This is a genomic window from Pseudomonas sp. PS1(2021) (assembly GCF_020405165.1).
Taxonomy (GTDB): Bacteria; Pseudomonadota; Gammaproteobacteria; order Pseudomonadales; family Pseudomonadaceae; genus Pseudomonas; species Pseudomonas aeruginosa.
On sequence record NZ_CP084484.1, the window covers coordinates 2,665,882 to 2,689,870 of the forward strand.

A 23,989-nucleotide genomic window follows, 5' to 3' on the forward strand; every position below is an offset into this window, starting at 1 on the left:
GCTACCGGCCAGGATCACCACCAGCACGGCCATGCTCCCATTCAAAATGGGTAGTCTACACGCCGCCCGCCTCCGGCAGCGGATACCTGGCCTTGATCTCCTCGACCTTGGCTACCCAAGCACTGTAGTCCGGTTCCACGCCGGCCTTGATAGCGTCGAACTCGGCCTCGGTCTTGAGCGGGTCACTCTCCAGCCGGTAGGCATTTGCCCGAGCCATGGCTGCAGCATCGTATTCAGCCTGCCAGCGTTCTTGCGCCTGCTGTTCAGCGGTCTTTACCTGGCCCCAGTCGATCATCGCGGTAACTCCACCGGGCCGTCGGCCTCGATCAGCAACGGTTCAGGGAAGCGAGCAGCGGCACTGGCATCAGCGGCCAGCGGGAACCGCAGGGTTAGTTCCAGCCGTCCATCCCTTCGCGCCACAGGACCAGCGAATAACTCCGATCCAATGGCCTCGGTCGGCAACTCGCCGCCCTCCGGGAGCGGAGTGAAGTCGAACGCCTGGCCGTTCACGGTGAGTACATCGCCAGCCCTGCTCAGCACTAAGCGCTCGCCGCTTCCCGGTAACGGAACGTACGGCGACAACTTGATAATCATCAGAACCACCTCCCCGTAGCGATAAAGCCCGGCAGCAATGCCGCAAGCGCAGATGTTGTCGAAAATCCGTACCACTCACAACTTGACGCGCTCGCCCAGTATATAGCTCCCCAACCACGCCCATAGTATCCGGTATTTCTGATCGTAGTGTCGGAGGCTACGGGCGCGCTAACGAACGCGGCCGGGAATGTCAGAGTCGTGCCGCCTGTTACGAACAGGCTTCCGGATACGCCGGTTACGTCTACCGCAGCAGCGTACCGGTGCCAGCATATTTGCGTCCCATCAGCGAACCGCACGAACTCACCGTTCGCATTACTACCCCGCTGGATCACCGCGCCGGTCGGTACGTCGCTCGACTGCGAAACGGCGCCCAGAATGCTGTCTCGAGAGTACAGCGCGCCCGAACTACCGAGCGCCTCCCGTACAGCCGCACTGCCGAGGCCGAGATCCCCCCGCGCTGCTGCCGCATTTGCAGAGAGCGCCCAGGGCTTTATCCCCGCCAGGGTTGCCCCCCACTGGTTGGCGATCAAGTTGAATCGATCCGACAGGTCCTTGTCGTAGCCCAGGATCGGCGCCACCGCATAGGCCTGGCCGCTGGCCGTGCTGCCCTGGTAGTTGGGCTTGATCGAGATGACCGTCGAACTGGCGACGTTTGTGACCTCGTACCAACGTCCATCGGGTCCGCGAAATGCATCGCCGACTCGGGCATTGGACGAGAACTGTGTGCCGGCACCGGTAACGGTCGGGCTATTTGCGGTCACAGTTACTGTGCCACTGGAATACCAAGCCATACTGCCTCCTTGTAATCACGCCATGACTAAAAGCGGAGTGTTAAACGGAACCGGGATAGCAGGTTGACCACCCCCCGGCATGTAGGCTGTCACGTATATGCGTGAATTCCCTGAGAATACAAACCCTATCCCTACGTCAGAAGGATCAGGCGTATGGCCCGTTTGCGCATTGAAATGACTAACTAAAAAATATGCCCCACCCCACGTCCACGGAGTAGCCCAAGTGTTCAAAGTGTAGCCAGGCAACGCTCCTGTATCCCTACCAGCGTAGTTCCAATTCTGGCTTCCACCTAAATATCGAGCAATTTGACGATTGCTATCAAATACAACCCGTGACTCATTATCGAACACCTGCATTCCCCATCCAGAGGTTCTAGGCAAATACACGGCGCAGGCTTTCCACTTACCGCCATACGCAACTCCAGTCATTGCCGAGAACACAAGTTGAGAGAACGTGAACCCGGTCCACCTACCGGGAACTCCCACATGCTTAAAAAAAGATATTAGATGGGAACCGTTTGGCGAGAAGAATACAAACGGAGGAACTACGCTAGCTATAGGTGCGGGATACGTGACACTCCCTCCGCTGTATGTTCCTTCTGCAACGACATGCATGCATGGGTGATCTTGATCGATTATTACCTGACCGTAATCACCTACAAACTTCACACCGTAACTCATGAGAACATCACCGCATATAATGTATATATAGAGTTAGACGAACCATTTCGCATAAATGTTATAGTGGATCCAGATATTGTGTATGACGGTATATATGCATAGGGATTCCCCTCGACCGTTAAGAACAGCACTCCCCTTGATGAATCGAACCCCGGCACAGCAACCGACATACCTTGCGAAATACTTCCTATAACCAGTCGATACACCATGCGCATGGCGTACGAGGAACTATCGAACACAATGCTACCGCTAGCGTTGCGCTGCCGAATCCCGAAACTCATACATCCAGATTCCCAATCTGGACGCGTAGAACTAAGTTTCCGTCATACACTTTGATCGCCTCTGCCGTTTGCCGCATAAAACCTCCGCTAGTGGAACTGTTCATCGTCAAGCTCCCCGCTTTATCCAGCTTCCAGAGCGGCTCACCGTTGGCACCTAGGGCTGTCGACTGGATCACGTTGCCGATCTTCGCGTTGGTGATCGATCCGTCCTGGATCATCGCGTTGTTGATGAACATCTGTCCGCCGACGATCGAGACCGGCGCCACGGTCTGCCCGCTGGAACTGTTGAACCAGAGGAACCGATCAGCCTGAAACGCCATGGTCGTCACGCTCGTGCCGCTGTCGAAGCCCAGTTGCCAGCCAGCGGCGTACTTCTGGCCATTGGCATGCGCCTGGAGCTTCACGCTGTAGAGCGCCTTGACGTTTCCATCCAGCGAGGTAACCGCTTGAGATGTGGTCTGGATGTTCGCCTCGTTGGTATCGGTGCGCGCGCTGACGGTATCCACCCGCTGCCCCAGGGCGCTGTCTGCGTTGGCGCGGACGGTCTGTTCGGTGCTGATCGCCGAGGCATTGCTCGCAACCTGGCCGGTGAGCTGATCCAGCCGCTGGACGGTCACGGCATTGTTCGACGCAACGACCGACTCCACGGTGGCGATCCTGCCCTCCGCGGTCCCGGTACGCGCTTCAAGCAAGCTCGTCCGCTTCGCCTGCGCTTCATCCTCGTTCGCCCGCACGGTGACTTCGGTGGCGGCTCGAGCAATGGTGTCCCAGCCCTTCAGCGCATCGGCCTTCTCTCCGGTCGCCGGCTCCCGGCGGGCGGCAGCCTGCAGAACATCCAGGCTCGAAGCCGCCGCCTCGACCTTGCCGTCGAGCTCGGTGATATCCGCGGTGTTGGTGGCCACCTGCTGGGCCAAACCGTTGGCCGTCTCGATCGATTGTCCGATGTCGGCCCAGTAGGTCGCATTCGGCGGAGAGGCGTTGAGCGGCACCGCCTGCTTCGCTTGATACAGCCGGCTGCCAACACGCACGATATCGTTCTTCGCGTAGGTCTTCGTCGGGTCGTAGGCCAGCACATCGGTCAGATTGTCGATCTGGTCCTGCAAGCCAGTGATATCGACCTGCATCTGATCGATGTCGGCGAAGAACTGCTCGCCCAGCGCGGACTCGACGTACTCCTTGGTGATCAGCTCGTTGTACTCGCTCGCATCCGTCGAGCTGATGCCGTCGACCCAGGCCGACCATGGGCCGACGTTGCCGGTCCGGTCGATCAGCCGCCCGCGGAAGGCCAAGCGAGCGCCGGCCGCCAGCGAGGTCAGCGTGTGGGTGTCGGTCGGGTATGCGAACAAGCCCATGGCAGTTGCGTTCTGTTCGCTGCCGCCCGGGGTGACCGACTGCTGGATCTCGGTGTAGGCGGTGTCCGCCGCGCCACTGGCCGGGAATCCCCACTCCAGGCCGATCTTCCACGGTCCGCTGGTGGTACGCAGGAACGCCAGCGCCGGCGGCGCGCCGGTCTTGCCGGTGATGTTGGTCAACACCGAGTTCGCTGGGATCGACGACACGTTCATGGAGTTCACAGCCCGCACGCGCGCAAGGTACTGGCCGGTGTATACCCCACGCACTTCCACCATCAGCTCCCCCGTACGCGGAACCCTGACCCACTCGCGCGAGCCCCAGCGCCACTCTACGTCGTACGCTACCGCGTCCGGTGCCGCGTCCCAGGCGATGGTCATGATCGTGACCGCCAGGCCTTGCTCGACCGCGATGTGCTGCGAGATCAATACGCGTGCAGGCGGATCTTGCACGCCGGATGGGAGGACGCTGATCGGTCGAGAGTCGATGATCGCCCCGTGATCAATCGCATCAAACTTGCCGGGCTCGTGCTGGATGACCTCAAGCTGAAATTGCTCCCAGCTTGGCCTGGTCACATTCTTGACATAGAACTGCATCAGGGCCAGGTCGTCGTAGTCGATCGCCCACCCGCTCTCAGGGGAAGGCTCTTCGCTGAAGTCGGCCACCACTGTTATGACGCGCCCATCCAGGCCTTGAATCGCTCTGGCTTCCGAGCGCCCGCTGGGCAAGTTGACCCGCAGTCGCGCGCCGAGCGGGATATCCACATCTCGATCAACGGTGATTGCTCGTCCAGACACCGCCGAGATCCTGCCGCCGTTCGCACGACCGGCAAGCATGGGGTCTGCCAGAGCCACCACCTGCCCAGGGCGAGGGATGAATCCATCCAGGCCAACCTTCCAGACGGCCCCACGAGTCTGCAACTGCTCAGTCATAAGCGCCCACTGCCCCGCCCGCTGCGCCTGACCCTGGCTGGTGCAGCCGAGAGCCCCGACCGATACCTCCCTGACGATCCCGCCAAGCTCGATAATCGCATCCTCGTCGAAGACCGGCTCCTTGTCTGTCTCGAACGCATTGGCCGGGTTGTCCCAAGAGACCATCGCCAGCGAATGGCGGTCTCGCGTCCGTGTCCCCGAATACGCAACCACACCATCGTTCAGAATCTGCGACGTGGTATAGGTGTAAACCGGGTCCTGAGGCATGTCGGCGTTGACAGTGATCTGGCTACCATCCCAGAACGCCAACCCATGAAAGATTGCAGCGAGATCCTGAAGAACGGCATACGCCTCCTCTTGCTTCTGAAGATAGAGGTTGCAAGTGAACCTAGGCTCTTGACCGCCCTTCCCATCCGGAACCAACTGGTCGCAGTACTGCGCAATGCGATAGAGGGCCCAACGGTTGACCATGCTCTGGTCGATGCGCTCACCCAGGCCGTAATAGGGGTTCAACACCAGGTCATAGAAAACCCAGGCCGGATTGTTGGAATAAGCCTCCTTGAAGGTGCCGTCCCAAACGCCATTCGTGGTACCGGGGCCGCCGGTAAAATAGGTCCGAGTCTCAGGGTCATAGTTCATCGGAACCCGCACGATCCGCCCGCGCATGAGCGCAGAGAACTTCGGAAAGTCACCCCCGAACTGCTGGGCGTCATATTCCACGCAGCCAAGGGCGGTGAGCGGAAACTCCTGGTTGCTGTCGACAACTTCAGCTATCGCAGTCAGCACCATGGTGTCCTGGACCAGAGAGCTGTTCGCCTCCGGCGTGATCCTCCGCACGCGTACCGCCCAGTGCCCTCCTGCCGGCAGGTTGATCCGGTGGGATCGGTAGTAGGTCGTAACGTTCTTCCGGTCGACAAACGTGCTGAGTACAGTCTGGTAAGGAGCACCATCCGTGGCGACATCGATCGCGTACTCAATGCGCACCCCATTGATGTTCCCGGACGAGTCCTGCGCCTGCAGGTTGGGCCAGGACAGGCGCACGCGTACCGCATCCGCCGTAGCGTTCGTGACGGTGTAGATGTAGGGCTGCGTGCTGAGCAAGGTCTGACCCACCGCAATCTCATTGCTGGATTCCGCTACGCCCTCTAGTCGCTCCTGATTTAACTCACCTGGACGAAACTGCCACTTCACGTCGGGGTAGTTCAGCGTGCCGTCTTCTGCCTGGATCGGAGTACCGTCAAGCTTGATCGACTTGAGTCCATTGACTGGCCCAACAATCGGCCCCCAGCTCAGGAGATACACGATCCGAGCAGTGGACAGGGAGGCAACGCCGTTCTGGGCAATGTGCGGCTGCTTCGGCTTGGAACTGCCCCCCTTGCTTCCACGCAAAGGCTGATGGCGCTTTTTGGTCACAACAGACATTTTCGATCTCCAGAAACAAGAAACCCCGCCGAAGCGGGGTCTGGCAGCAGTCGTGCTAGAGCTGGTCTTCCGTGTAAACCCCGCCCGACTCGACGGCGCCGCCGATCTCTCGCTCGCCGTAAAGCACTGGGTATGGGTTGCCCTGAGCGATAGTGGTCATGGCACCACCGAATCCATAGCTCGGGTTATTCCCATCCTCGTTCTTCGCGGCGGAAGCCTGAGTTGACGGGGCCAGCATCTGGGCAACGCCACCAAGTGCCAGGCCGGCGCCGCCAGCCATCATTGCAACGCCTATTGCCGAAGTGGTGCCGAACGTGAAATAGCCCGCAACGACCAACGCCGCCCCTAGGACCGTCTGAAAAATCCCGGAACTCTTGCTGCCTTGGATGACTGGCACGATGCGGATGACCGACTCGCCGGCTCCGGCCAGGTCAAGCTCCTCTTCGCGAAGATTTCGCCTTCCTACGAAGACCGCGAACCGCATCCCACGCTCTTCTGCTGTTCGCATGAACTTCTCGAAACCATCCACCATGCTGGCCAGGGCAATGGTGGCCTCTCGCGGCCCTGATACATCGAGCACATACTCACGGCCAAATTCGCGGCGCAACGCGCCATACAGTCGGATGGTCTTCATTCGGAGAAGTCCTTGTGACGAAGGATCAGCCGGAGCCTGTTGGCCATGGACCAGCCATAGATTTCGCGTGCAGCCGCGCGACCCGCCATGTGGTGATAGATGAACGGCCCTGATCCGCCCAGCGCCGGGGCCTCTTCGCTTCGCAAATGAGGCTCGGCACCAAGGTAGATCGCGGCATGGTTCGGGTGATAGCAAGGCCGCCCCGGAGTTGGCACTTGAAACACCAACATGTCCCCTCGCCGCAGGTCGTCAACGCGATAGAAGCCGGCCCTCTCGTAATTGTCCTCGTACAGGCTTGAGCCTTCCTTGTCCTCCCACCAAAGGTCCTTGCGCTCAAAGTTCGGCAGCGCCAACCCAGCTTCTCGCTCGTACCAATCCCTGCAGGCCCCCCAGCAGTCGAGCAAGCCGTGGGAAAACTCTCGACCAAGCAACGGAGCACGATAACCGGAGGGCCTGAACCAAAGCATCTCCCCGCCCGGCAGACCGATGATGCCCCACGGCAATCCGTGAAGCTCACAACTGACCCTGTCAGCCATGCTCGGGGTGGGAGCCTTGTCCGGATGGCTATGAATGACGGCAATCACTTCGCCGCGGTCCTCTGCTGCCGCGTAGTCCCGGTGATCCATGACGAAGTTTTCGCGATCACTGACCGCCAGGTTGCCACAAGGCACGTATTCTCGGCCGCTGTCGGTCTTGAGCAATACACCACACGCCTCGCTTGGGTAGACGCTTTCGGCGTGCGCCAGGATCTGACACTGCAGCTTTTGACTGATGCGCATGCTTACCTCGACGAAACGATCAAACTTGCCCCCAAGGAACCGCCGAAGCGGTTGGTATTGCCACGCAGCTTGCAACTGCTCCAGCGGCCACCACACCGGTCGAGAGCTGGGTTGTCGGTAGGCTCGTCTTTCTTCGTGAAGAGGGCGGCGCCGGTATAACCACAAGCCTCTCCACGGTACTGACCTCGGCACGCCCACCGGCAAAGCTTGGTGATCTGCTGGGCCGGTAGCATCTGCCCCTCCATGTCGATAGGGCTGCTGAGCGCGAAGGTGACCTGCTCCCGGGTTTCCTCGGTCTTCTGCTCAATGAACCAGATCCCCACCCGAGCCTCGTCGGCTGCATCGGGGTTGCCATCAGGGAAGTTTGCGGCATCCAGATAGTGCCGCCACGTCTCGATCACCCGCACCCTGGCGCCACAGAGGTCTCGCAACTGAAGGCAGATGGCCGATATCGCTCCTCGAATGCCGGCGAGCTCGTTTGCCAGTTGGAGGGTCGGCGACGCGGGTCGACCATCGCCGCGGATATCAAAGCCTTTTGCGGTGATTTGGATCGGCTCGTACACATTGCCCTGCCAGATGATTTCCCCTTCCTGGGCGTGACCATGGAATCGCCAGAGATTTCCGCCAAGGCGCGTCGCATCCACCTCAAACAGCCGGATCAGGTTCCCCGGCTCAAGCTTCTGCACATCAGCATTGAAGGCCATGCGTTCTCCAGATATGAAAAAGCCCGCGCGAGGCGGGCTGGAAGGTTGTACAGCGTGGATGAAATGCCAGTGGCAACCGCCCTACCGGGGTAGTAGCGTCGTGCCTTCATGCAAGGGTTTCCCGACCCTGAGCGTGCCGGCCCAGGGATCGGGAGGCGCCAATGTCGGCGCGGTTAAAGACCTAGGAGGTCGAAATGAGCGTTAATCTGGAACAACGTATAGCAGCAATTGAGGCCGTTTTTGCCACGCATGCCTCAGCCAACACTAATGCGATTATCGAGCTCATCAGTGCCGTGAAGGAAATTCCAGGATTCGAGGCGGCATCACTTAAGAAGGGGCTGCTTGATGCTCGATCGGTAAGCATCGAAGGCGGAAGCCAAGAGCATTACAACCAACTAATCGACAACTTCATAGAAGCTATTGAGAGATAAGCTTAATACCGGCCATATATCTCCCTGACTTATCGAAAAGGATGCGATATTGAAGCTTCTTTTCTTTGCCATCCTTTTCGGTTTTTCCTGCTTCTCTGCTCATAATTTTCTCCCGCGGCATAGCCGCTCATGGTTGGTTGTTACGGGTAGAAGACCTGAACGAACGTGAAGCCCAGTTCGTACAGGCCTCCCCCCAACGGCCTCAGTTTGTATCCATTGCACCGGTATCGACCCTGTACGCCGCCAGGGGGTGTCCATAGGAACGACTTATACCCCTCGTGCCGGTCCAAAAATGCGCGGGCGCCCAGGAGATCATCACCAGCCTCCAGGCGCCCGATGATCGTCATTCCATCCCAGGTCTCGGATCTGGTGTTGATCCCCGTTCCGCCGGACTGAACGTATCCATCCCCGAAGTCGTTCTGCCAGGTGCGTTGAGCAGTCTCGCCGGTAGCTCCAAGGCGCGTACAGTAAGAAAAGGTCTCAGCCACTTATCGTCTCCAAAGCAGACCGTTCTGCCCCATCTCTTCCCGAATGACGCTCCGGACCTCCTCCCGCAAGGCCAGCCCGGCAGCCTCTCCCTGCATTCGAGCTTCCTCTTGGCTCATGCCGGGCTGGGCATTAACCGTGACCGGAGCGTTGATAGTGATCGACGGCGCCTGTCCAGCCCCAGCACTCGCGCCGCCTTCCCTGCTGAGGAAAGCAGTCAGGTCCCTGTTTTGATTCGGACTGAGCACCCGCTCACCAGCATCAAGCAGCCAGGTACTCTCCTTCGGGATGTTGTCGATGCCGCCGTGCGCGATGCCCGCGAAGGCCGCCGAAGAAACTCCAGCAACCATTGGCGCGGTAGCTGCGGCGGCAGCCGCAGCAGCACCAGCAGCCAGGCCAGGGCCAACAATCGGGATGGCAGCCGTCGAGGCAAACGCTGCTAGCTGTGCCTGAAACGCCGTTGCCTGAGCATTGGCGACCAGCCCGATTGCCGCAGTCGATTGAGCCGTCTTCCCTACGACCAACTGCACCGCCTGGTAGACAAGCCACTGGGCGGCCATGTCAGCCAGGGCCTTGATGACCGACTTAGCCAGGTCCGCAGCCATGTCACCGAACGCATCTCCGAGACTCTTGGTCCGCGTGACGATATCGGTGATTGCATCGCCCAAGCCGTTGGTAGCATCGCCAAGTGCACCAGATACGAAGTCAGAGGCCTGCTTCGAGTAATTCTGCGCATCCTCCACGTAGGTTTCCCATGCGGAGCGGGCTCCGGACACCCAGTCCCCCTGGGCCTCAAGTCGAGCATCGTAGTTTGCCTGCAACTGCTCCAGCATTTGCTCATGGTGCTTCTGTTGAGCCTGGAGCTCTTGCTGGTACTCGTCGTCGCTCATCCCGACCGATCTGTCTGCATAGCGGTCGGCAAGATCCCTGCGGGCCTTGGCGTAACGGTCATTCTCCTCGTTCAGCTTGTCGAACAGCCCCCTCTGGCTATCGCTCATCCCCATCCCGAGGATTTCGCGCTGCCCTTCGAGCTTGAGATTGCCCAGGCTCTCGTCCATCGCGGACTTGATCTCTCTGAGCCGCTTCACGAACGGATTGGCCGCGTCCACTGCGGAGTTGAACGACTTGGCCGCCCACTCGATTCCCTTCGCATACTCCTGGCTCGTGATCTTTCCCCTGTCCTTCAGGGTGTTGAGGGCCTCGATGTTCTTCCTGTACTCGTCCGTCGCAGTCGCGGTAGGGTCGATCTCCTTCTTGAGGTCCCGATACCGCTCCTCAGCCTGCTTCAGCCCCTTCGTAGAGTCCTTCAACAGGTCCTTCTGGGACTTGGTCGAGGCATTCGCCTTGTCCACGGCTGCGGCATAGGCCAGGGCGCGCTTTTCATCGTCAGGACTTAGCTTCAGGATTCCAGCGTTGATCTGGGCGCGGAGCTTCTCTACCTCGGTCAGCTTGCCGGCGACAACGCTCTGTTTCTGCAAATTATCCAGATAGCTCGCGCCAGCCTTTTCCGAAGCGAACCTTGCACCGTCCAGTTCTCGCTGTGTCTTCTGGATGGCAAGGCGCAAGGACTCTGCTTTCTCCTTTGCCTCGTCCAGCGAAGGACCAAACGGAATGTCGGTATTGTCGTCAACGCCCTTCTGGAACCGCTCTTGAAGCGCCTCAGCATCCTTCAATTGATCCTGAAGGCCCGCCAACTGCTGCTTCAACTGGTCATAGCTGAGCCCGGAAAGATCCTCCGGAATCATCGTCCGAGCGGCCTGGCGGATGCGGGTGGAGGCGTCTTCGAAAGCATTGGCCGCACGACCAGCATTACTCTCGGCCTTGTCCCCGAAGTCGACGAAGGACAAGGCTACCATCCCCAGCGAGATGATCAGCCCCGGCCATCCAGCAGCAATCCTGAGAATCCCCGCGCCTGCTGTTCTCAGGGCATTTAACCCTGCCCCCAAAGCTGTGCTGGCCGCGAACCATCGGCCCATTGCGGCCGTCGAGGCAGTTTGAGCTGCGGTAAGTTGCAAGTTCGCCGCAGAAAGCGCTTCGGTTGCAGACACTCGCTGAGCAAGGGCTGCAGTAACCGCCTGCGAGCCCGCCACGGTGGTGGCCGTCAATTGCGCCTCCGCAGCCTGAAGCTGCTTGATGATGGCCGTTTCGGCTAGCCGTAACTCGGCCATTCGAGCGACAGACTGCTGTCGGCCAATCTCTGTGATTTGGGCCTTCAGCCGCTGGCCTTCGAGTTCGCGCTCAGCCACAAGCGATGCCTGCACCGCCCGCAAACGAGAGATTTCGGAGGCTTGTCGCTCCCGGTCAGCAGCCACCTGCGCACGAGCAGAAGCCACGGCCTGGCGTGCTCTGTCTAACTCGGCAACGGCCTCAGCCTTCACCGCCTGGGCGCGTCGCACCTCTCCGGCCGCAGCAACCGACGCAGCATAGGTCTGCTCCTGGGTCGCCTTGACGTCTGCGATCTTGGCAGCCGTCGCGCTTACCAGAGCGCCAGCAGTACGTCCGATCGCCAGATATAGCCCAGTATTCAGGACCTGGACGAAGGCCTGCACGCCCGTAGAGTCAAGCGACTTCGACAAGGAAACCATGATTTCCGTAAAGGCCTTGGACACCCCGAGAGTGCTATCCAGGCTGCCGATCGCTTTGGTCGCGCTGTTCTCCAACACTTGAAACGCGCCAGCGATAGTGGTCTGGGCGCGCGCAAACTGGTCATCAATAGCGCGTGTTTGAGACAGGATCGCCTCAAAGACCTGCTTGGAGGTCAGCTTGCCCTGTTCGCCAAGCTTTCGAAGGTCTCCAACCGCAACCCCGAGACCGTTTGCGATGGCCTGGGCCAAGCCCGGAGCCTGCTCGAGTACCGAGTTCAACTCCTGGCCTCGGAGCACGCCAGAGGCAAAGGCCTGTGCGAGTTGCACCAGCGCACCTTCCGCAGCGGCAGCGGAAACACCACTGGCCGACATAGCCTTGCTGATGTTCTGGGTAACCTGGACAACTTGCTGTTGATTTACGCCGAGCTCACCAGTCGAAGCGGCAATCCTCTGGTACAGCTCCGCAGTGCCCTCCAAGGATGACTGCGCATTCTGAGCGACGGAATACACTGCATCCATCGACTGACTGAACTGAGCCTGACTTTCGCTGACCTGCTTGATGCGGTTCTCAATAGAGACCCAGGCTTGCGAATATCCAACAAGCTCTCGGGCGCTCAGATAAGCAGCCGCCGCAACACCAATAGACTTGATAGCGCTAACTGCTGTCGAACTCGCCCGCTGCGTGCTTTGCTCGATCCGCCCCATACTGCGCGCAGTGTCTTGGGCGGCTCGACTCATGTTCTGCTGGAATCCCCCAATGCGCGCAATGAGGTCGAGCGTCAGCACACCAAGCGAGCGAGAGGCCATTTAGCTTTTCTCCGGACAATAAAAAACCGCCCGAAGGCGGCTTGCATAGGGATTTTCTACTTCTTCAGATAATCATCCCCATTGAATATGATTTTCGGCCAATTTTAGTTTGGCCGATGCCAGTACAGACATGCCCATATCTCATATCTCAGACCGACAATGTCGGCATAGCTTAGCCTCCTCTCTGACGGCTTCCGCGCAATATGGGCATTTCTTAAAACCATTCGATATACCGACATCCACTGCAGCCTGACGAGACGAGCGTTCAGATGCTTGCTTATCTTCCCCTAGAATAAATATAAGAGGTATGGCGATTATCGGAGCGAAGAAACCAAAGACAAACCATAGGGCTATACTTCTTCTGCGAGATGCTGCCAGATACGCAGAGATTGACGCCAACCAAACCCCGAAAAACAAAATAGAAACCCAATTATTATAAACTTCCTCAAACATATCTTACCTGCCGATTAAATCAGAAACTAAAACAGCTTACCGACCAAATCTTGCAGGGGATGGAGAGGAACCTGCCCTGCTATACCCTGTAACCTTTCCATCTGGACCAAGAATTACCGAAAGCCCCTGGGTTTCGGTGCCAGCCCCCATAAACCCAACATAGGCATACCCCCAGGTAAGTACACGGCTCCCATCTGAATTGTATTGTTCCGCCATGGGCTTGCCAAAAATCGAAATCAACTGATCCTGAGTTGTTTGTCCCTGCACAATTCTATCCACCTGCTCCTGCGTAATCTCTTTTCCACTAGAGGCGCATCCACTTAAAACAGCAGTTAGAACTATTGAAGCAACCAATATCTTACGCATTAACAACCCTCCCGGTGGTGATCGCTCGGAATCTAGCACGGAGCCAGCATCCTGGCCAACCGGAGCGCCAGCACAGGAACCCAGCATCCTTGCCAGGTCAAACCCATGCGGCCATGGCTTGCTCGAGCGAGATACCCACCGGCTCTACCGGCCCCCGAACATGGGGACGGAAGTCGTCGGGTTCGCACTTCACACCCCCTACCTTGGCCTGAATCGCGGCTAACTGAGCCAGCACCCACTCCAGGCGATAGCTCCCGTTGAGGGAGCCACGCTTTTTCAGGTAGGCAACCCACGCCCTGTACTCATCGTAGTCGATGCGCTCCTTCGCCTCGCGAATGGTGCAACCGCCGATGCCGTTCAGCACGAGTTCATGCCAAACCTCATCGGCGGGCGTCAGTTTTTTTCGTCACCAGGCGCAGTGCCATTGACCTCCGCGACAGCCTGCAAGAGCAGGAAGCCCAACGCAGGGTCGAGGTTGAACGCAGTTTCGTAGGGAATCTCTTCCTCGCCACCCTCGCCCAGTCTGACGCTCTCAGCCAGGTAACGCGCATTCTGGCTCTTCTTGTCGTCGTCTTGAGCGAACAGGCGTTCCATGGCGCCGAAACTGCTGCGCTTGATGAATACATCGAAGGTGTCCGTGACCGCCTTTTTCTTACCCGGCGGAGTGTGCGTCCAGGTGATGCTTTTCTTCACCAGTCCATCGCCCAGGACCGCGCCAGCGGCCACCAGATCGGCTAGTTTCATGTCTGCTCCTTACGCGGTTTTCGGAATCCACTGCCCTGCGCCAGAGCGCTGGATCGTGGCCTGGGTGGCGACCAGGGTGTTGGCTGCAAAATCGAACGGGAAGTCGCTGACGTAACCACGGAAAACGAACCATGTACGCGTCGGCGGAAGATCAAAGTCCCAGTCTCCATTGCTGTCTTGGTCTGCGGACGGGCTTACACCGACACCATCTGACCAGCCGACAGCAAAGACAATATCCTGGTCACTGTCATCCTCTGAGAGCTGAAAGAGCCGAACATGGCTCGCATTCCGCGGATCTGCATTCAGTCCGAGAGTGGCTTGACCAGGGGTACGCATGCCCTTCTTGTATTTGCGCGAGGTCTCGCTCAAGCACGGGTCCTCGATCTGATCCGCCGGGTTTCCTCCGGGGTTGAAGGAGGTTGCGCACTCGATCTCCATCACCGTAAAAGGACCAGATCCAGAGCGGGGCGGAACAAGGGCATAGACCTGAGTTCCTTGGGTAAGCATCGACATAACGTCTTCTCCTGTAGCAGGCAATAAAAACCCGCGCGGTGGCGGGCTGATTGGTTTAGGTGTCTATCGCTGGACTATCCAGTCGATGTCATAGCTGACTCGGTAGGTCTTGGTATCAGGATCAACAGATTCCCCTCCCCAGCGGACTACATAGGCTGAAAGCTCAATTGCATCCCTGATGGCCTTTGCTGCATCTCTGGCTTCCGCAGCGGTGGCTGAGAAAATGTCCACCTGGAGGGTGAACCCATCGGCGTCAGGGCGCCCCCATAGGTAGTTCTCCGGCGATCCAGATATGGTCTGCCATGTTGCGTACGGCTTGACGACGAGCTGGGGGGCCAGGCCAAACTGATACATCCTCAGCGGGGACGCACCGAGAATCGCGGTAACAGCGGGACTACTTGAGCAGACCTTAAAGATTGGCGGATGCATCACCTCCCCCTTAGAGCCTTGTCTATTTCGCCATCAAGCTCGGATATGAATTTTTCAGTAACGGGCTCAATGTTTTGAGACAGAGCAGGCCGCATGAATGGCTTCGCCGGCGAGTACTTGGTGCCGAACTCCAGATAGCGCCAGTGCCTGGTGTCGCCACCAGGATTTCCGCTTGCATCCTTGCTGTACTGGTTTCGACCAGCGCCGCCGCGCACTCCAACCTTCATCACCACCCCCCCTTCACGCCGCCCCTGCTTGGCGGACTCTTGAGTGATGATGTTCTTCCAGATTTTCTCTGGTGTTTCGGGATCATCGACAAGTCGCGCCTTTTCTCGTGCGGCATCCCTGACAATGTTCATCGCCCTGCGGGCTGCTTTTCTCAGGCCGTTCTTTTGGAGGCGCGGGCCAAGAGTTCTGAGTTTCTCGAGCACGCCTTCAAGCCCGGTGATGCTGAACTCAACGCCGTCAGCCATGGACTCTCCGGAACGCAAAGCTGGTGATACCCTCACGACCGAGTTCTGATTCTCGCTCGTTGATCTCGACGCAGCCGAAGTTCATCTTTGCAAACCACCCGACTAGACCCCGAACGCTCCAATAGTGCAGGTGCTCACCAGGTTTGAAGTGCTTCGACCTCAGGCAATCGACCTGGTCCTTGTAGACGGGCATGGAGACGAATACCCACTCGCTGACCTTGGCCACCAGCGCCTCGGGGTCTGGGATGTGCTCCAGGCTGTCCCAGCAGGTGATCGCTCGCAAGGGAAGCGCGTTGATGTCGTAGAGTAGGCCGCGCGAATCCAGCCAGGCGACGGCCTCGGGATTAACGTCGAAACCGGCCGATCCCTCGCACTCCAGTACAAACCGGCCGCCACCGATGCCGATGTCCACCACGCCGCCGGCGAAGTGCTTGCGCACCAGATCAATACGGGCCTGGGTCAGCGCAGCGCCCATCGGGGTAGCGTCAAGCAGCTGGTACTTCTCGAAATACGGCCCGCTATAGTCCATCGGAGGACGCGGGTGGAAGCCCATGCCAAGCTCTTCAGACCAGAGCAGGCAGTCGGTCAGCCCAGGCGGCAAAGCGTTGGTCATGATCGGTGATCCTTTTGTCGCAGTTGTGCTGTTTCATGGTGCAGCGGCAGAACCTGTCGGGAACCGCGAAGGTGATGCGGGACAGGTCCATGCATTTGTCGGTGATGTGTTCAGGCGAGTTGTAGCCGCCCTGACCGCCGCAGATGATCCAGGCCGGAACCTTGGCGGCGATGCTGGCCGGAACAATCCAGCCGATGCCGCCAATCACGGCATCTGCGTGCTGGAGCAGCGCCAGCAGTTGTTCAACCGGAAGTTCGCCCTTGTGGAACTGGATGTCAGCCGGCGGAAGTGGATCGAGCGCCCACTCCTTTCCCGGCTCCAGGTCCGCCACGGAAACCACTTTCCAGCCCCTGCGGCGCATCTCTTCGGCAGCGCTGGCGATGTACTCAGGCAGTGGGTTGCGCGTGTCTGCACGCCACTCAGCGCGAACCGTGGCTGGGCGAACCAGCACATAGCGGCCATTGACCGGCGACGGGCCGAAGTGGGGCAAATCAAACACACCGGGCTCGCACCGGAACGCTTGGCGCAAGCCCTGGATGATCGGCATCTGGCCGTAGGCGATTCGGAGCTGGCCGCCACCGAATGGCTTATGCCACTGCGCCGGGCGCTGGACGTTCTTCGCTTGCGTGCGGAGCTGCGTGCTCGGACGCACGCATTTCACATCGATGTCTGCATAGAGCTGGGGCCACGGCGTTTCGAGATAGGCTCCAAGGTGCTTCTTCACGAACGCGCGGGCGTAGATATTGTCACCAAGGCCAAGCATTCCGCGGATGAACAAGTGACCTCCTAGCGTCCGTCCGTCAATCCATCAGAGCAGCGCAGTCTCCATTCACGCCGAGCTGTGACATCGGTCTCCGCGCTGGTGATGTTGTAGACCCGTCCATCCCAGATGACCCGCCAGGTGTAGAGTTCCAGCCGCTCAACGGGGAACCATCGACAATTGATCCTGGCAGTGGTCTCCGCCTGCGTAGCATCGGCAGCGATCAACTCGCGACCTGGGCCAGTCAGAACCTCGGCGGGCAGGTCGGCGCGACCGGAGAACAGAACGGTCTCCCAGGTCGTCACCATTTCCCCCGTATCAGGGTCTTGTGTTTGTACCTGCCGCTGGAACTGAATGCGGTGGCGCATACGGTAGGCCAGCATTCAAACCCCCAAGCCGCATCTGTACGGCATCAGCTTCACTTCGGCCGCCTTGCGCAGAGTTGCGATTTCTTCTGGAGCAGCCTGATAGCTGGCCTGAAGCAAGAGAAGCACTCCGATGACCACGCTAGGCGGAATGCCTGGCTCGCTGCTGACTACCTCACTGCTCTCTTCGCAATTGCAAAGGCCATCAAGAGACTGGCGCCACATGAATTGGCAGGCCTCGTCTTCGGCCCCGTCCAGCAGCAATTGGAGCTTGGCGTCATCCCAGTCGTGGATCACATCAAGGAAGGACTTTGCTGTATCAAGCGGGATCATGCTCATTCAGCACTTCCTCCAGCGGGCGTCGAGCGAAGCAGGTCAGCGCTGTTTCGCGAGTGCAATTGATGATCTCGATTGTCGGGTTGTTGCGCTTCAGGCGCTCGAACTCGGACGGCCATTCGGCGATCTTGCCGGCGCTCCCGAGCCCTTTCGGGTGGTCGCCGTGCCAGTGCGATTGCCCATTGGTTTTCTGCATGTCATAGCCCAGCAGGATGATGCGTTTAGCACCCCTGGCGATGGCCAAGGAAACTGCGCCGCCGCCTGAGTTCCTGTAGTGCTCGATGCGCGCCGTCTTTATTCCGAAGGGATTGGCGCTCAGTGTCAGAAGCTCACCACAGAAGTTTGCTTTAGCCTCGGCGGCGTATCTCTCCCACCAGGCCTTATCCATTGCCCACAGTGCATCAGCCCATGGGGTCAGTCGGAACGTTGTGTTCGTGCAGATGGCCGCCCTCTGCGGCGAGGAGTCCCGCCATTCTCTGACTCGTTCGCAGTCTTCTGCTGTGAGGCTGGGGCCACTTGCGAGGCAGACAGCGACTCGCCAGCCACAGGCTTTGGGATCTCTGATTCCACAATCTGGCAAAGACCGCGCGCCGCCAACTGGCGAGCCAGATGCTCGGATGCAAGGTATGCATCACCACCAGCCTTTCTCACGCGACCGCCGTCCAGGTATGAGCGAATTGGCTTGATCATTACGTCAGGCATAACCACCTCAAAGAAAGAGGGGCCGGTCTCCCGGCCCCTTCCAGTCAGCTGGCGGTCAGCGAACCAGCCACGAAAGCCTCGGGGCGATAGACCGCGAAGGCCAGCCGCTCCTCAGCGCGGATGGTGACCATGTTGTTCTCGAAGTCCTTGTCGTTCTCGGTGGAAACCAGAACCTCGATGTCCATGCGGTCGAAGATCTGGGCGCCGAGAGAGAACGCACCGGTCAGGAACTCGTCCTGAGTGATGGCCTGGGTTTCCACCACCGGCAGACGCCAGAGGGTCGGAGTGGTGCCGTTCTGCGGGCTACCGATGATGTAACGGTTCTCGGCGTCCTTGGTCAGCTCGATCAGCGCCCAGTCGATGGGGTTGAGCACGATACCGCTGGCCGGGAACTCGGCCAGTTGCGCCTGAAGGATCGCCAGGCGGATGCGGTCGATTCGCTGCTCGGCAGTCACCACTACGCCGCTCGGCGGAGCGTAGGCCTGTGCCTGCGGAATGATGCCGTGCAGGTTGGCGCCGGTCCCGTTCCCGTAGAGCAGTTGACCTTCTTCGACCAGCATCAGGCCGTAACGAGCGCGCGCATCGATGTAGCTCTGCAAGGCCGAAGCGTCGTCCAGGATCTGGCGACTTGCCTTGAACAGGTGTGCGATGGTGCGAACCGGCGCGTTTTCCAGTTCGAAGGTGAGGTCGGAGTACGGCTTCTGGGTGCTTTCCGAAACAGGAGCGGCATTGTTGACGAAGCCGGTCTCGCGAACGTACTCGACGGAGTTCGATTCAGTGGTGCCCGGCGCAACCAGGTCGCGGATGGTCAGTCGACGCTGCGGAGCGGCAACGACACCGGGGCGACGATCAGGAGCAACCAGGGCACCGCCAGAGCTGTCGATGGAGGTGATGGCCGAGCGCGGCATGGATACGCGATGCGAACCGCGCAGGGAGCTGGTTACACCCTGCTCTTTCAGGCTCTCTGCGACCATTTGGCCGGCGGTCTTCGGTGCTTCCTCGCCGCCGTCACGCTTCTCGTTGGCCAGCATGGCTTGTTCTGCGGCGCTCAGCCGTGCTTGCAGTTCGCCCTGAGCGGTCAGCAGTTCGTCGACCTTGGCTCGGGTTTCCTTGTTCATCTCGCCGAAGTTGGCGATTTGGGTGTTGACCTGTTCGGCCTGGGCCTTGATCTGATCGCCGACCTGCTTGAGGCTGGTGTTCAGTTCGCCGATTTGTTTCTCGAAGTCGCTCATTGCGATTCTCCTTGGAGGAATTTAGTGATGTCTTGTGCTGCCCGTAGTGCAGCGGAGAGGTCAGGAGCGACAGCGCCAGGCATATCGGTCGGGGTGTCACCACCCCCGCCAGCAGCGCCAAGCATGCTGGTCTTGAAGTCATTGATGAGTTCATTGCGCTGGCTTCGCGGCATGCCGCTGCGAGCCAGAGCGGCATCCATCCGGCGCTTGGCCAAGATGGCTTCGCTGCGGTTGCTGGGAGCGCTGGAGATCTCGTCGGATTCCAGGAAGGCATCTGCCCACCCCTTGTCGACGGCTTCGCGCCCGCCGATCCAGATCTCGGCGTCCATCTGCTTCACGATGTCGTCGATATCGATGCCGGTGCGCTGCGCGTAAATGTCAGCCAGCGTCATGTCGAATGGCTCCAGCCAATCGGCTATCTCGCGGAGATCATTCCGATTACCCATGGCGATCAGCCAGGCGTTGTGGATCATCAGGAAGGCGGCGCGGCCAATGCGGATCTCATCCCCCGCCATGGCGATGAAAGAGGCGGCAGAGGCAGCCAATCCGATGATGTTCACCGTGACCTTGCCCTTGTGCTCGCGCAGCAGGTTGTAAATGGCCAGCCCCTCGAACACGTCGCCACCCGGACTATTGATATTCACGGTCACATCGACATCGCCGCCGATGGCGCGCAGCGCACCGGCAATGCGTTTCGCGGTTACGCCCTCGCCGGTCCACCAGTCGTAACCGATGGGTTCGTAGATGGTGATGGTGGTGTCGGGGTTATCGCCGGCCGCGGCGCGAAGCTCAGGACGCCATGCATCCAGCGCTTTTGGCGCCAGGTCGCACTGGACGCCCGAGCGCGGGCGAGCCTCCGGCGCTGCCGGAAGATTTCGCAGAGTCATGGGTTACTCCTGTGTTTCTTCGAAGTCGGGCCCGGGAACTTTCAGTCCTGCGCCATGCTGGTTTACGAGTTGTCGCGCTTCGTCGGCGGTGATCATCTTCCCAACGCCGAGATAGGCCTTTTGGACCGCCTCTACGGCGGAGAGCTTTCTTTCGTTGCCCCCCCCAGTTGATCCAGGGGGACTAGGTTGGATTGCACAGTCAGGATGTCGCCGCCGGGAAGCTCTGGAAGGTTCTCTTTCCGGCGACCTTCGTTGCGGGTCATGAATCCGTTTTGCGCCATGGTGCTGTACCAGGCAGCGCGACCCGCGCTATCAGCTTTCAGGAATCCCTCAAGGGAGAACTCGGCGTAATAGCGAATCCGCTCGGGCGCAGTTAGCAGCCGCTTGTTGACGCACTGCTGAATCTGATTGGTGATCGAACTGATCGAGAATGTCAGGAACGCGAGCATCTGCTGTTCAAGCCCGGTCCCCCAGTTACTCCCTTTGTCGGTCTGGCCAATCATCCAGGGCGGTACCCCGAACCATCTGCAAATCTCGATCACCCCATGCTCTCGCGTCTCCAGCAACTGAGCATCAACTGGGTTGATGCCGATAGTCTCAGGGGTAATACCCTGCTCCAGTACAGGGGACCTCCCGGCGTTCATGGCGCCAGATACGGACTTCACGTACTCCCTGAACTCCTCCCTCTGCGCAGGCTGGAGAATGCGGTCGACCTTGAATGCGACCGTGGGGAGCAGTCCGTTCTTGAATGTGCCGTTGGCGGCATCCTCCGCCGACATGACCGAGCCGAAGACATCGACGCCATACCGGATGGCAGAGAGACCGACTCTGCCGTCCAGCGTAAACGCCGGGATGTGCAGCATGTTTGCGCGCTCGATCTCTCTACGGGCACCCTTCTTTGGCGTGTAGAAGTACTTCAGCCGACCGTTGTCATCACACTCCAGGTCGACCCTCGACGGAAGCAGGAAGTCCAGCGCAGCAGGCCTACCGGCAGCACGACGAATCTCCGCGTATGCGTTCCCCCAAAGCAACATCGATGCGACCATGGCTTGCCAGAACTGGAAGGCCGTCATGTCGTCATTGGGGCTGTTGTGAACAACATCGTAGAGCGGGAACGACCGAGCATCGACTCTGCTCCCGTCCGCTTTCCGCTCGTACACTCCAAGCGGCAGGCCGGCGACAGAAGTAGAGATCAAGCGAACGCAAGCCCATACCGCGGACAGCTTCATTGCCTTGTCGACAGTGACCTTCTTCCCGCTTGAGGACTCTCGCCCCAAGAACTGCGACCAGAACGCGCCATCAGTCAGGCGGATGGTCTTATCCCCCCAACCGAACAATGAAGACCTGGGCGCAGACGTAGCACTGCTCAGGACTTTTCCGAGACTCTTACTCACTGGTCAGCCCCTTGCGAATGAACGCCGCGATAGCGAATGCTGACGCTGCACCGGAAATGAGCGCCCAGCCGAGCCCCAGCAGCACGAAGGTTCCGGCTACGAAAAGAGCCAGACCAAGGACGCCGAAGAAGAGGTAGAGGCCAGTTGCGATGTTCATGCGATGATGGGATTCCGTATGGCATTCATGAAGTCGTCGCCGTCATCAACGCCGGCAACCAGGGCGCGCCCCATAGCCATGATCAAGGTCACTGGACCATCGATCTTGCAGTTGGGGTCGTTGTCGTTTTCCTTGCGCGGGTAGATGTTTTCCTTGGCGTCGATCTTTGCCGCCACGTTGCCCATCATCCAGGCCATGACTGGGTTCCCGTCATGCCAGAGCGTCCGCGCTATTACCCTCGCCTCCACCTCCTTCATCGGGTCGCTCATGTTCTTCACCGTCTGGTTGAAGTCCACGACCGGGATGGATGTGTTGGAGAGTCGGGTAATCAGGTAGTTGGCCTGCCAGTCGTCGAAGGCAACATCTTGCAGGTCGACCTGTTTTGCCAGATCAAGGATGTCTGCCTCGATGAATGCGTAGTCCGTCATGCTCCCTGGCGTCAGGGTCAGATGGCCCTCGAGCGCGAAGTTCTGATACTTCTCGTTTTCCTCGGCGGCAGCCTCTGGAGCGTAGAAGCGGGGAATGCAGTAGAACTGACCAGCTTTCTCGAACAGCATTACCAGGGCGGCCACGTCTTTCTTGCTGGCAAGGTCCAAAGCCATCCAGCAGCGACATCCGGCCATGTCCGCAATCGTGAAGTCGCGCTTCTGCCGCTGCCAGGCCAGCATGTTCATCCAGACCGTCCTAGCCCCCACCCACTGGTTCAGGTGCTTGGTGCGGAAGGCGTTCTGCTTCGACGCCGAACGCTTGGCCTGCTGGAGCTGGGCTAGGAGGAAGTCAGGGAAGACCGACACTCCGTAATTAGGATTGGCCTTGATCAGGCTGGCCGGGTCATCCCACGGGTCATCCTCGTCGATCGTGTAGATGATCCCGAAAATCGTCTCATCGATCGTCTGACCCTCGAGAATGCGGATCACATCCCGTCGCTTCTCGTAGCAGGGTCCGCCGAGATTCGATCCCGCCGTCGTGATGATCGACAGCAATGGCTGTTCTCGTGCCCCCATGCCGGTCTGCATGGTGTCAACCAGGGCATCCGTGTCGTGTTCGTGGTACTCGTCCACCAGGGCCGCATGGGGACTTGCACCGTCCCCTGGGTTGCCGATCACCGTCTCGAACTTCGACATGTCCTCCATGACGAACATGGGGCCAGGGTTCTTCTGGTTGCCAGAAAGCTCGATACCGAATCGGCTACGCAGGTTCTCCAGCTTGTGCGCCATCATCCACGCTGGACGGAAAACCTCGAAGGCCTGCTTCTCGGTGGTGGCGCCGGAGTAGACCTCGGCTCCCGACTCGCCATCTGCGGCGAATAGGTAAATGCCTCGTGCGGCAAGACGGGCCGACTTCCCGTTCTTCCTGGGAATCTCTTCGTAGGCCTCGCGGAACCTGCGCTTGCCGGTGTCCTTCTTCACCCAGCCGAAGATGTTGGCCTCGATGAATACCTGCCAAGGCTCGAACACTAGCTTCGACTTCGAAGCGCTCCATTTGCCTTTGGTGTGAGGCATGAGCTGCATGAACTTGACAGCACGATCTGCCTTGGACTCATCGAAAACGTATGGCCAATCGTCATCGCCCTGGCGGTCCAAGTCATTCAGGAAACGCTGGCATGCAAGCTTCACATACCGGCACGCAACGATGCCCCCACCCACGACATCGCTAACGTACTGTCGCGCAATGTCGCTGGGGGTCATCTCAGAAATCCTCGAACTCGTCCTTCTCCTTCGGCTTTTCCAGGCCGAACTTCTGGCGGTCGGACGGCGTTAGTCCAAGCCGGGCCAGGTTTCCGATTAGGTGGGTGTACTTGCCAACCGCGAACTCAGTCGGATTGGCGCGGTATTCAGCAAGCAGGTTCGCGGTGACCTCGAGGATGATCCGGTCCGATCCCGTCAGAACGCCCTTGATCGACTGAGCGCACAACTCTTTCCATGCGAGACGAGCGGGGCCTTGCAGATGGATGGGCGCTTCGCCGACATCCCCCTCGCCCTTTGCTGGCTCCTGCCGGTAGCGCTGAGGGTTCTTCTTGTCCGCGCCCTTGAACTTTGCGACCTCGGCAGGCTGCTTGTGACGGGCCATTCGGGAACCTAAATTCTG

Annotated in this window: 27 protein-coding genes; 1 reads left to right on the top strand and 26 read right to left on the bottom strand. The window is 59.2% G+C overall.

The genetic code is table 11. The annotated features are described in order from the left end of the window. Positions 1-55: 55 nt before the first annotated feature. The 7 genes from LE197_RS12580 to LE197_RS12610 form a co-directional block, all read right to left on the bottom strand. On the bottom strand, positions 56-295 hold the full coding sequence (locus tag LE197_RS12580; protein ID WP_055327995.1) for a hypothetical protein: 240 nt from the start codon (positions 293-295) through the stop codon (positions 56-58). Next, a complete protein-coding gene (locus tag LE197_RS12585) occupies positions 292-594 on the bottom strand; it encodes a hypothetical protein (RefSeq protein WP_043547159.1) in 303 nt (100 codons plus the stop codon). The genes LE197_RS12580 and LE197_RS12585 overlap by 4 nt, the downstream gene beginning before the upstream one ends. Then, positions 594-1,385 (bottom strand): hypothetical protein, encoded by a 792-nt coding sequence (locus LE197_RS12590; protein ID WP_226034053.1) that lies wholly within the window; start codon positions 1,383-1,385, stop codon positions 594-596. The genes LE197_RS12585 and LE197_RS12590 overlap by 1 nt, the downstream gene beginning before the upstream one ends. A gap of 958 nt (positions 1,386-2,343) precedes the next feature. Further along, the gene (locus tag LE197_RS12595; RefSeq protein WP_226034054.1) at positions 2,344-6,051 is read right to left on the bottom strand and encodes a phage tail protein; all 3,708 of its coding nucleotides are present in this window, start codon (positions 6,049-6,051) and stop codon (positions 2,344-2,346) included. 55 nt (positions 6,052-6,106) lie between these two features. Continuing rightward, positions 6,107-6,685, bottom strand: coding sequence for a tail assembly protein (locus LE197_RS12600; RefSeq protein ID WP_023110737.1), 579 nt, complete (start codon positions 6,683-6,685; stop codon positions 6,107-6,109). Further along, positions 6,682-7,464: a C40 family peptidase gene (locus tag LE197_RS12605; RefSeq protein ID WP_034050696.1), complete on the bottom strand. Its 783-nt coding sequence runs from the start codon at positions 7,462-7,464 to the stop codon at positions 6,682-6,684. The genes LE197_RS12600 and LE197_RS12605 overlap by 4 nt, the downstream gene beginning before the upstream one ends. A 2-nt stretch (positions 7,465-7,466) precedes the next feature. Continuing rightward, the gene (locus LE197_RS12610; RefSeq protein WP_058332113.1) at positions 7,467-8,168 is read right to left on the bottom strand and encodes a phage minor tail protein L; all 702 of its coding nucleotides are present in this window, start codon (positions 8,166-8,168) and stop codon (positions 7,467-7,469) included. 194 nt (positions 8,169-8,362) lie between these two features. Between LE197_RS12610 and LE197_RS12615 the strand changes: the two genes are divergently transcribed. Next, on the top strand, positions 8,363-8,599 hold the full coding sequence (locus LE197_RS12615; protein ID WP_226034055.1) for a hypothetical protein: 237 nt from the start codon (positions 8,363-8,365) through the stop codon (positions 8,597-8,599). Positions 8,600-8,739: 140 nt separating this feature from the next. On the opposite strand, the gene LE197_RS12620 is transcribed toward LE197_RS12615, so the two are convergent. From LE197_RS12620 to LE197_RS12710, 19 genes are all read right to left on the bottom strand, one after another. After that, positions 8,740-9,087 carry a phage tail protein gene (locus tag LE197_RS12620; protein ID WP_033993154.1) on the bottom strand — a complete coding sequence of 116 codons (348 nt, stop codon included), beginning with the start codon at positions 9,085-9,087 and terminating at the stop codon, positions 8,740-8,742. Then, complete coding sequence (locus tag LE197_RS12625) at positions 9,088-12,477, bottom strand: tape measure protein (protein ID WP_226034056.1); 3,390 nt, start codon at positions 12,475-12,477, stop codon at positions 9,088-9,090. It lies immediately after the preceding gene. 489 nt (positions 12,478-12,966) lie between these two features. Then, on the bottom strand, positions 12,967-13,296 hold the full coding sequence (locus tag LE197_RS12630; protein ID WP_125477933.1) for a hypothetical protein: 330 nt from the start codon (positions 13,294-13,296) through the stop codon (positions 12,967-12,969). 97 nt (positions 13,297-13,393) lie between these two features. Further along, positions 13,394-13,660 (bottom strand): hypothetical protein, encoded by a 267-nt coding sequence (locus LE197_RS12635; protein ID WP_003088470.1) that lies wholly within the window; start codon positions 13,658-13,660, stop codon positions 13,394-13,396. 29 nt (positions 13,661-13,689) lie between these two features. Beyond that, the gene (locus LE197_RS12640) at positions 13,690-14,040 is read right to left on the bottom strand and encodes a phage tail assembly chaperone family protein, TAC (protein ID WP_003088469.1); all 351 of its coding nucleotides are present in this window, start codon (positions 14,038-14,040) and stop codon (positions 13,690-13,692) included. A 9-nt stretch (positions 14,041-14,049) separates the two neighbouring features. Next, entirely contained in the window at positions 14,050-14,553 is a 504-nt protein-coding gene (locus tag LE197_RS12645; RefSeq protein ID WP_023110742.1) for a phage tail tube protein, read from the bottom strand. 63 nt (positions 14,554-14,616) lie between these two features. Then, entirely contained in the window at positions 14,617-14,982 is a 366-nt protein-coding gene (locus LE197_RS12650) for a DUF3168 domain-containing protein (RefSeq protein ID WP_226034057.1), read from the bottom strand. Beyond that, entirely contained in the window at positions 14,982-15,455 is a 474-nt protein-coding gene (locus LE197_RS12655) for an HK97-gp10 family putative phage morphogenesis protein (RefSeq protein WP_023110743.1), read from the bottom strand. The genes LE197_RS12650 and LE197_RS12655 overlap by 1 nt, the downstream gene beginning before the upstream one ends. Further along, positions 15,448-16,068 (bottom strand): class I SAM-dependent methyltransferase, encoded by a 621-nt coding sequence (locus LE197_RS12660; RefSeq protein ID WP_226034058.1) that lies wholly within the window; start codon positions 16,066-16,068, stop codon positions 15,448-15,450. Before LE197_RS12660 ends, LE197_RS12655 begins: the two co-directional genes overlap by 8 nt. Further along, positions 16,019-16,831, bottom strand: a complete 813-nt coding sequence (locus LE197_RS12665) for a hypothetical protein (protein WP_058332117.1) — start codon at positions 16,829-16,831, stop codon at positions 16,019-16,021. Before LE197_RS12665 ends, LE197_RS12660 begins: the two co-directional genes overlap by 50 nt. 23 nt (positions 16,832-16,854) lie before the next feature. Continuing rightward, the gene (locus tag LE197_RS12670) at positions 16,855-17,211 is read right to left on the bottom strand and encodes a phage head closure protein (RefSeq protein ID WP_003158975.1); all 357 of its coding nucleotides are present in this window, start codon (positions 17,209-17,211) and stop codon (positions 16,855-16,857) included. Then, positions 17,212-17,532: a head-tail connector protein gene (locus tag LE197_RS12675; RefSeq protein ID WP_012614021.1), complete on the bottom strand. Its 321-nt coding sequence runs from the start codon at positions 17,530-17,532 to the stop codon at positions 17,212-17,214. It lies immediately after the preceding gene. Next, a complete protein-coding gene (locus tag LE197_RS12680; protein ID WP_169309829.1) occupies positions 17,513-17,917 on the bottom strand; it encodes a hypothetical protein in 405 nt (134 codons plus the stop codon). The genes LE197_RS12675 and LE197_RS12680 overlap by 20 nt, the downstream gene beginning before the upstream one ends. 358 nt (positions 17,918-18,275) lie before the next feature. Then, positions 18,276-19,463: a phage major capsid protein gene (locus LE197_RS12685; RefSeq protein WP_226034060.1), complete on the bottom strand. Its 1,188-nt coding sequence runs from the start codon at positions 19,461-19,463 to the stop codon at positions 18,276-18,278. Continuing rightward, on the bottom strand, positions 19,460-20,350 hold the full coding sequence (locus LE197_RS12690; RefSeq protein ID WP_181129404.1) for a head maturation protease, ClpP-related: 891 nt from the start codon (positions 20,348-20,350) through the stop codon (positions 19,460-19,462). The genes LE197_RS12685 and LE197_RS12690 overlap by 4 nt, the downstream gene beginning before the upstream one ends. A 131-nt stretch (positions 20,351-20,481) precedes the next feature. Continuing rightward, the gene (locus tag LE197_RS12695) at positions 20,482-21,744 is read right to left on the bottom strand and encodes a phage portal protein (RefSeq protein WP_226034061.1); all 1,263 of its coding nucleotides are present in this window, start codon (positions 21,742-21,744) and stop codon (positions 20,482-20,484) included. Continuing rightward, positions 21,737-21,901, bottom strand: a complete 165-nt coding sequence (locus tag LE197_RS12700; RefSeq protein WP_003088450.1) for a hypothetical protein — start codon at positions 21,899-21,901, stop codon at positions 21,737-21,739. Before LE197_RS12700 ends, LE197_RS12695 begins: the two co-directional genes overlap by 8 nt. Then, positions 21,898-23,589, bottom strand: a complete 1,692-nt coding sequence (locus LE197_RS12705) for a terminase large subunit (protein ID WP_226034062.1) — start codon at positions 23,587-23,589, stop codon at positions 21,898-21,900. Before LE197_RS12705 ends, LE197_RS12700 begins: the two co-directional genes overlap by 4 nt. A gap of 1 nt (position 23,590) precedes the next feature. After that, on the bottom strand, positions 23,591-23,971 hold the full coding sequence (locus tag LE197_RS12710; protein WP_119537196.1) for a hypothetical protein: 381 nt from the start codon (positions 23,969-23,971) through the stop codon (positions 23,591-23,593). Between the last annotated feature and the right edge of the window lie 18 nt (positions 23,972-23,989).

Bases quoted from the DNA above. Each gene is read 5' to 3' on its own strand.
- LE197_RS12580 (WP_055327995.1), bottom strand. From the start codon at position 295: ATGATCGACTGGGGCCAGGTAAAGACCGCTGAACAGCAGGCGCAAGAA.
- LE197_RS12585 (WP_043547159.1), bottom strand. From the start codon at position 594: ATGATTATCAAGTTGTCGCCGTACGTTCCGTTACCGGGAAGCGGCGAG.
- LE197_RS12590 (WP_226034053.1), bottom strand. From the start codon at position 1,385: ATGGCTTGGTATTCCAGTGGCACAGTAACTGTGACCGCAAATAGCCCG.
- LE197_RS12595 (WP_226034054.1), bottom strand. From the start codon at position 6,051: ATGTCTGTTGTGACCAAAAAGCGCCATCAGCCTTTGCGTGGAAGCAAG.
- LE197_RS12600 (WP_023110737.1), bottom strand. From the start codon at position 6,685: ATGAAGACCATCCGACTGTATGGCGCGTTGCGCCGCGAATTTGGCCGT.
- LE197_RS12605 (WP_034050696.1), bottom strand. From the start codon at position 7,464: ATGCGCATCAGTCAAAAGCTGCAGTGTCAGATCCTGGCGCACGCCGAA.
- LE197_RS12610 (WP_058332113.1), bottom strand. From the start codon at position 8,168: ATGGCCTTCAATGCTGATGTGCAGAAGCTTGAGCCGGGGAACCTGATC.
- LE197_RS12615 (WP_226034055.1), top strand. From the start codon at position 8,363: ATGAGCGTTAATCTGGAACAACGTATAGCAGCAATTGAGGCCGTTTTT.
- LE197_RS12625 (WP_226034056.1), bottom strand. From the start codon at position 12,477: ATGGCCTCTCGCTCGCTTGGTGTGCTGACGCTCGACCTCATTGCGCGC.
- LE197_RS12630 (WP_125477933.1), bottom strand. From the start codon at position 13,296: ATGCGTAAGATATTGGTTGCTTCAATAGTTCTAACTGCTGTTTTAAGT.
- LE197_RS12640 (WP_003088469.1), bottom strand. From the start codon at position 14,040: ATGAAACTAGCCGATCTGGTGGCCGCTGGCGCGGTCCTGGGCGATGGA.
- LE197_RS12645 (WP_023110742.1), bottom strand. From the start codon at position 14,553: ATGTCGATGCTTACCCAAGGAACTCAGGTCTATGCCCTTGTTCCGCCC.
- LE197_RS12650 (WP_226034057.1), bottom strand. From the start codon at position 14,982: ATGCATCCGCCAATCTTTAAGGTCTGCTCAAGTAGTCCCGCTGTTACC.
- LE197_RS12655 (WP_023110743.1), bottom strand. From the start codon at position 15,455: ATGGCTGACGGCGTTGAGTTCAGCATCACCGGGCTTGAAGGCGTGCTC.
- LE197_RS12660 (WP_226034058.1), bottom strand. From the start codon at position 16,068: ATGACCAACGCTTTGCCGCCTGGGCTGACCGACTGCCTGCTCTGGTCT.
- LE197_RS12665 (WP_058332117.1), bottom strand. From the start codon at position 16,831: ATGCTTGGCCTTGGTGACAATATCTACGCCCGCGCGTTCGTGAAGAAG.
- LE197_RS12670 (WP_003158975.1), bottom strand. From the start codon at position 17,211: ATGCTGGCCTACCGTATGCGCCACCGCATTCAGTTCCAGCGGCAGGTA.
- LE197_RS12675 (WP_012614021.1), bottom strand. From the start codon at position 17,532: ATGAGCATGATCCCGCTTGATACAGCAAAGTCCTTCCTTGATGTGATC.
- LE197_RS12680 (WP_169309829.1), bottom strand. From the start codon at position 17,917: ATGGATAAGGCCTGGTGGGAGAGATACGCCGCCGAGGCTAAAGCAAAC.
- LE197_RS12685 (WP_226034060.1), bottom strand. From the start codon at position 19,463: ATGAGCGACTTCGAGAAACAAATCGGCGAACTGAACACCAGCCTCAAG.
- LE197_RS12690 (WP_181129404.1), bottom strand. From the start codon at position 20,350: ATGACTCTGCGAAATCTTCCGGCAGCGCCGGAGGCTCGCCCGCGCTCG.
- LE197_RS12700 (WP_003088450.1), bottom strand. From the start codon at position 21,901: ATGAACATCGCAACTGGCCTCTACCTCTTCTTCGGCGTCCTTGGTCTG.
- LE197_RS12705 (WP_226034062.1), bottom strand. From the start codon at position 23,589: ATGACCCCCAGCGACATTGCGCGACAGTACGTTAGCGATGTCGTGGGT.
- LE197_RS12710 (WP_119537196.1), bottom strand. From the start codon at position 23,971: ATGGCCCGTCACAAGCAGCCTGCCGAGGTCGCAAAGTTCAAGGGCGCG.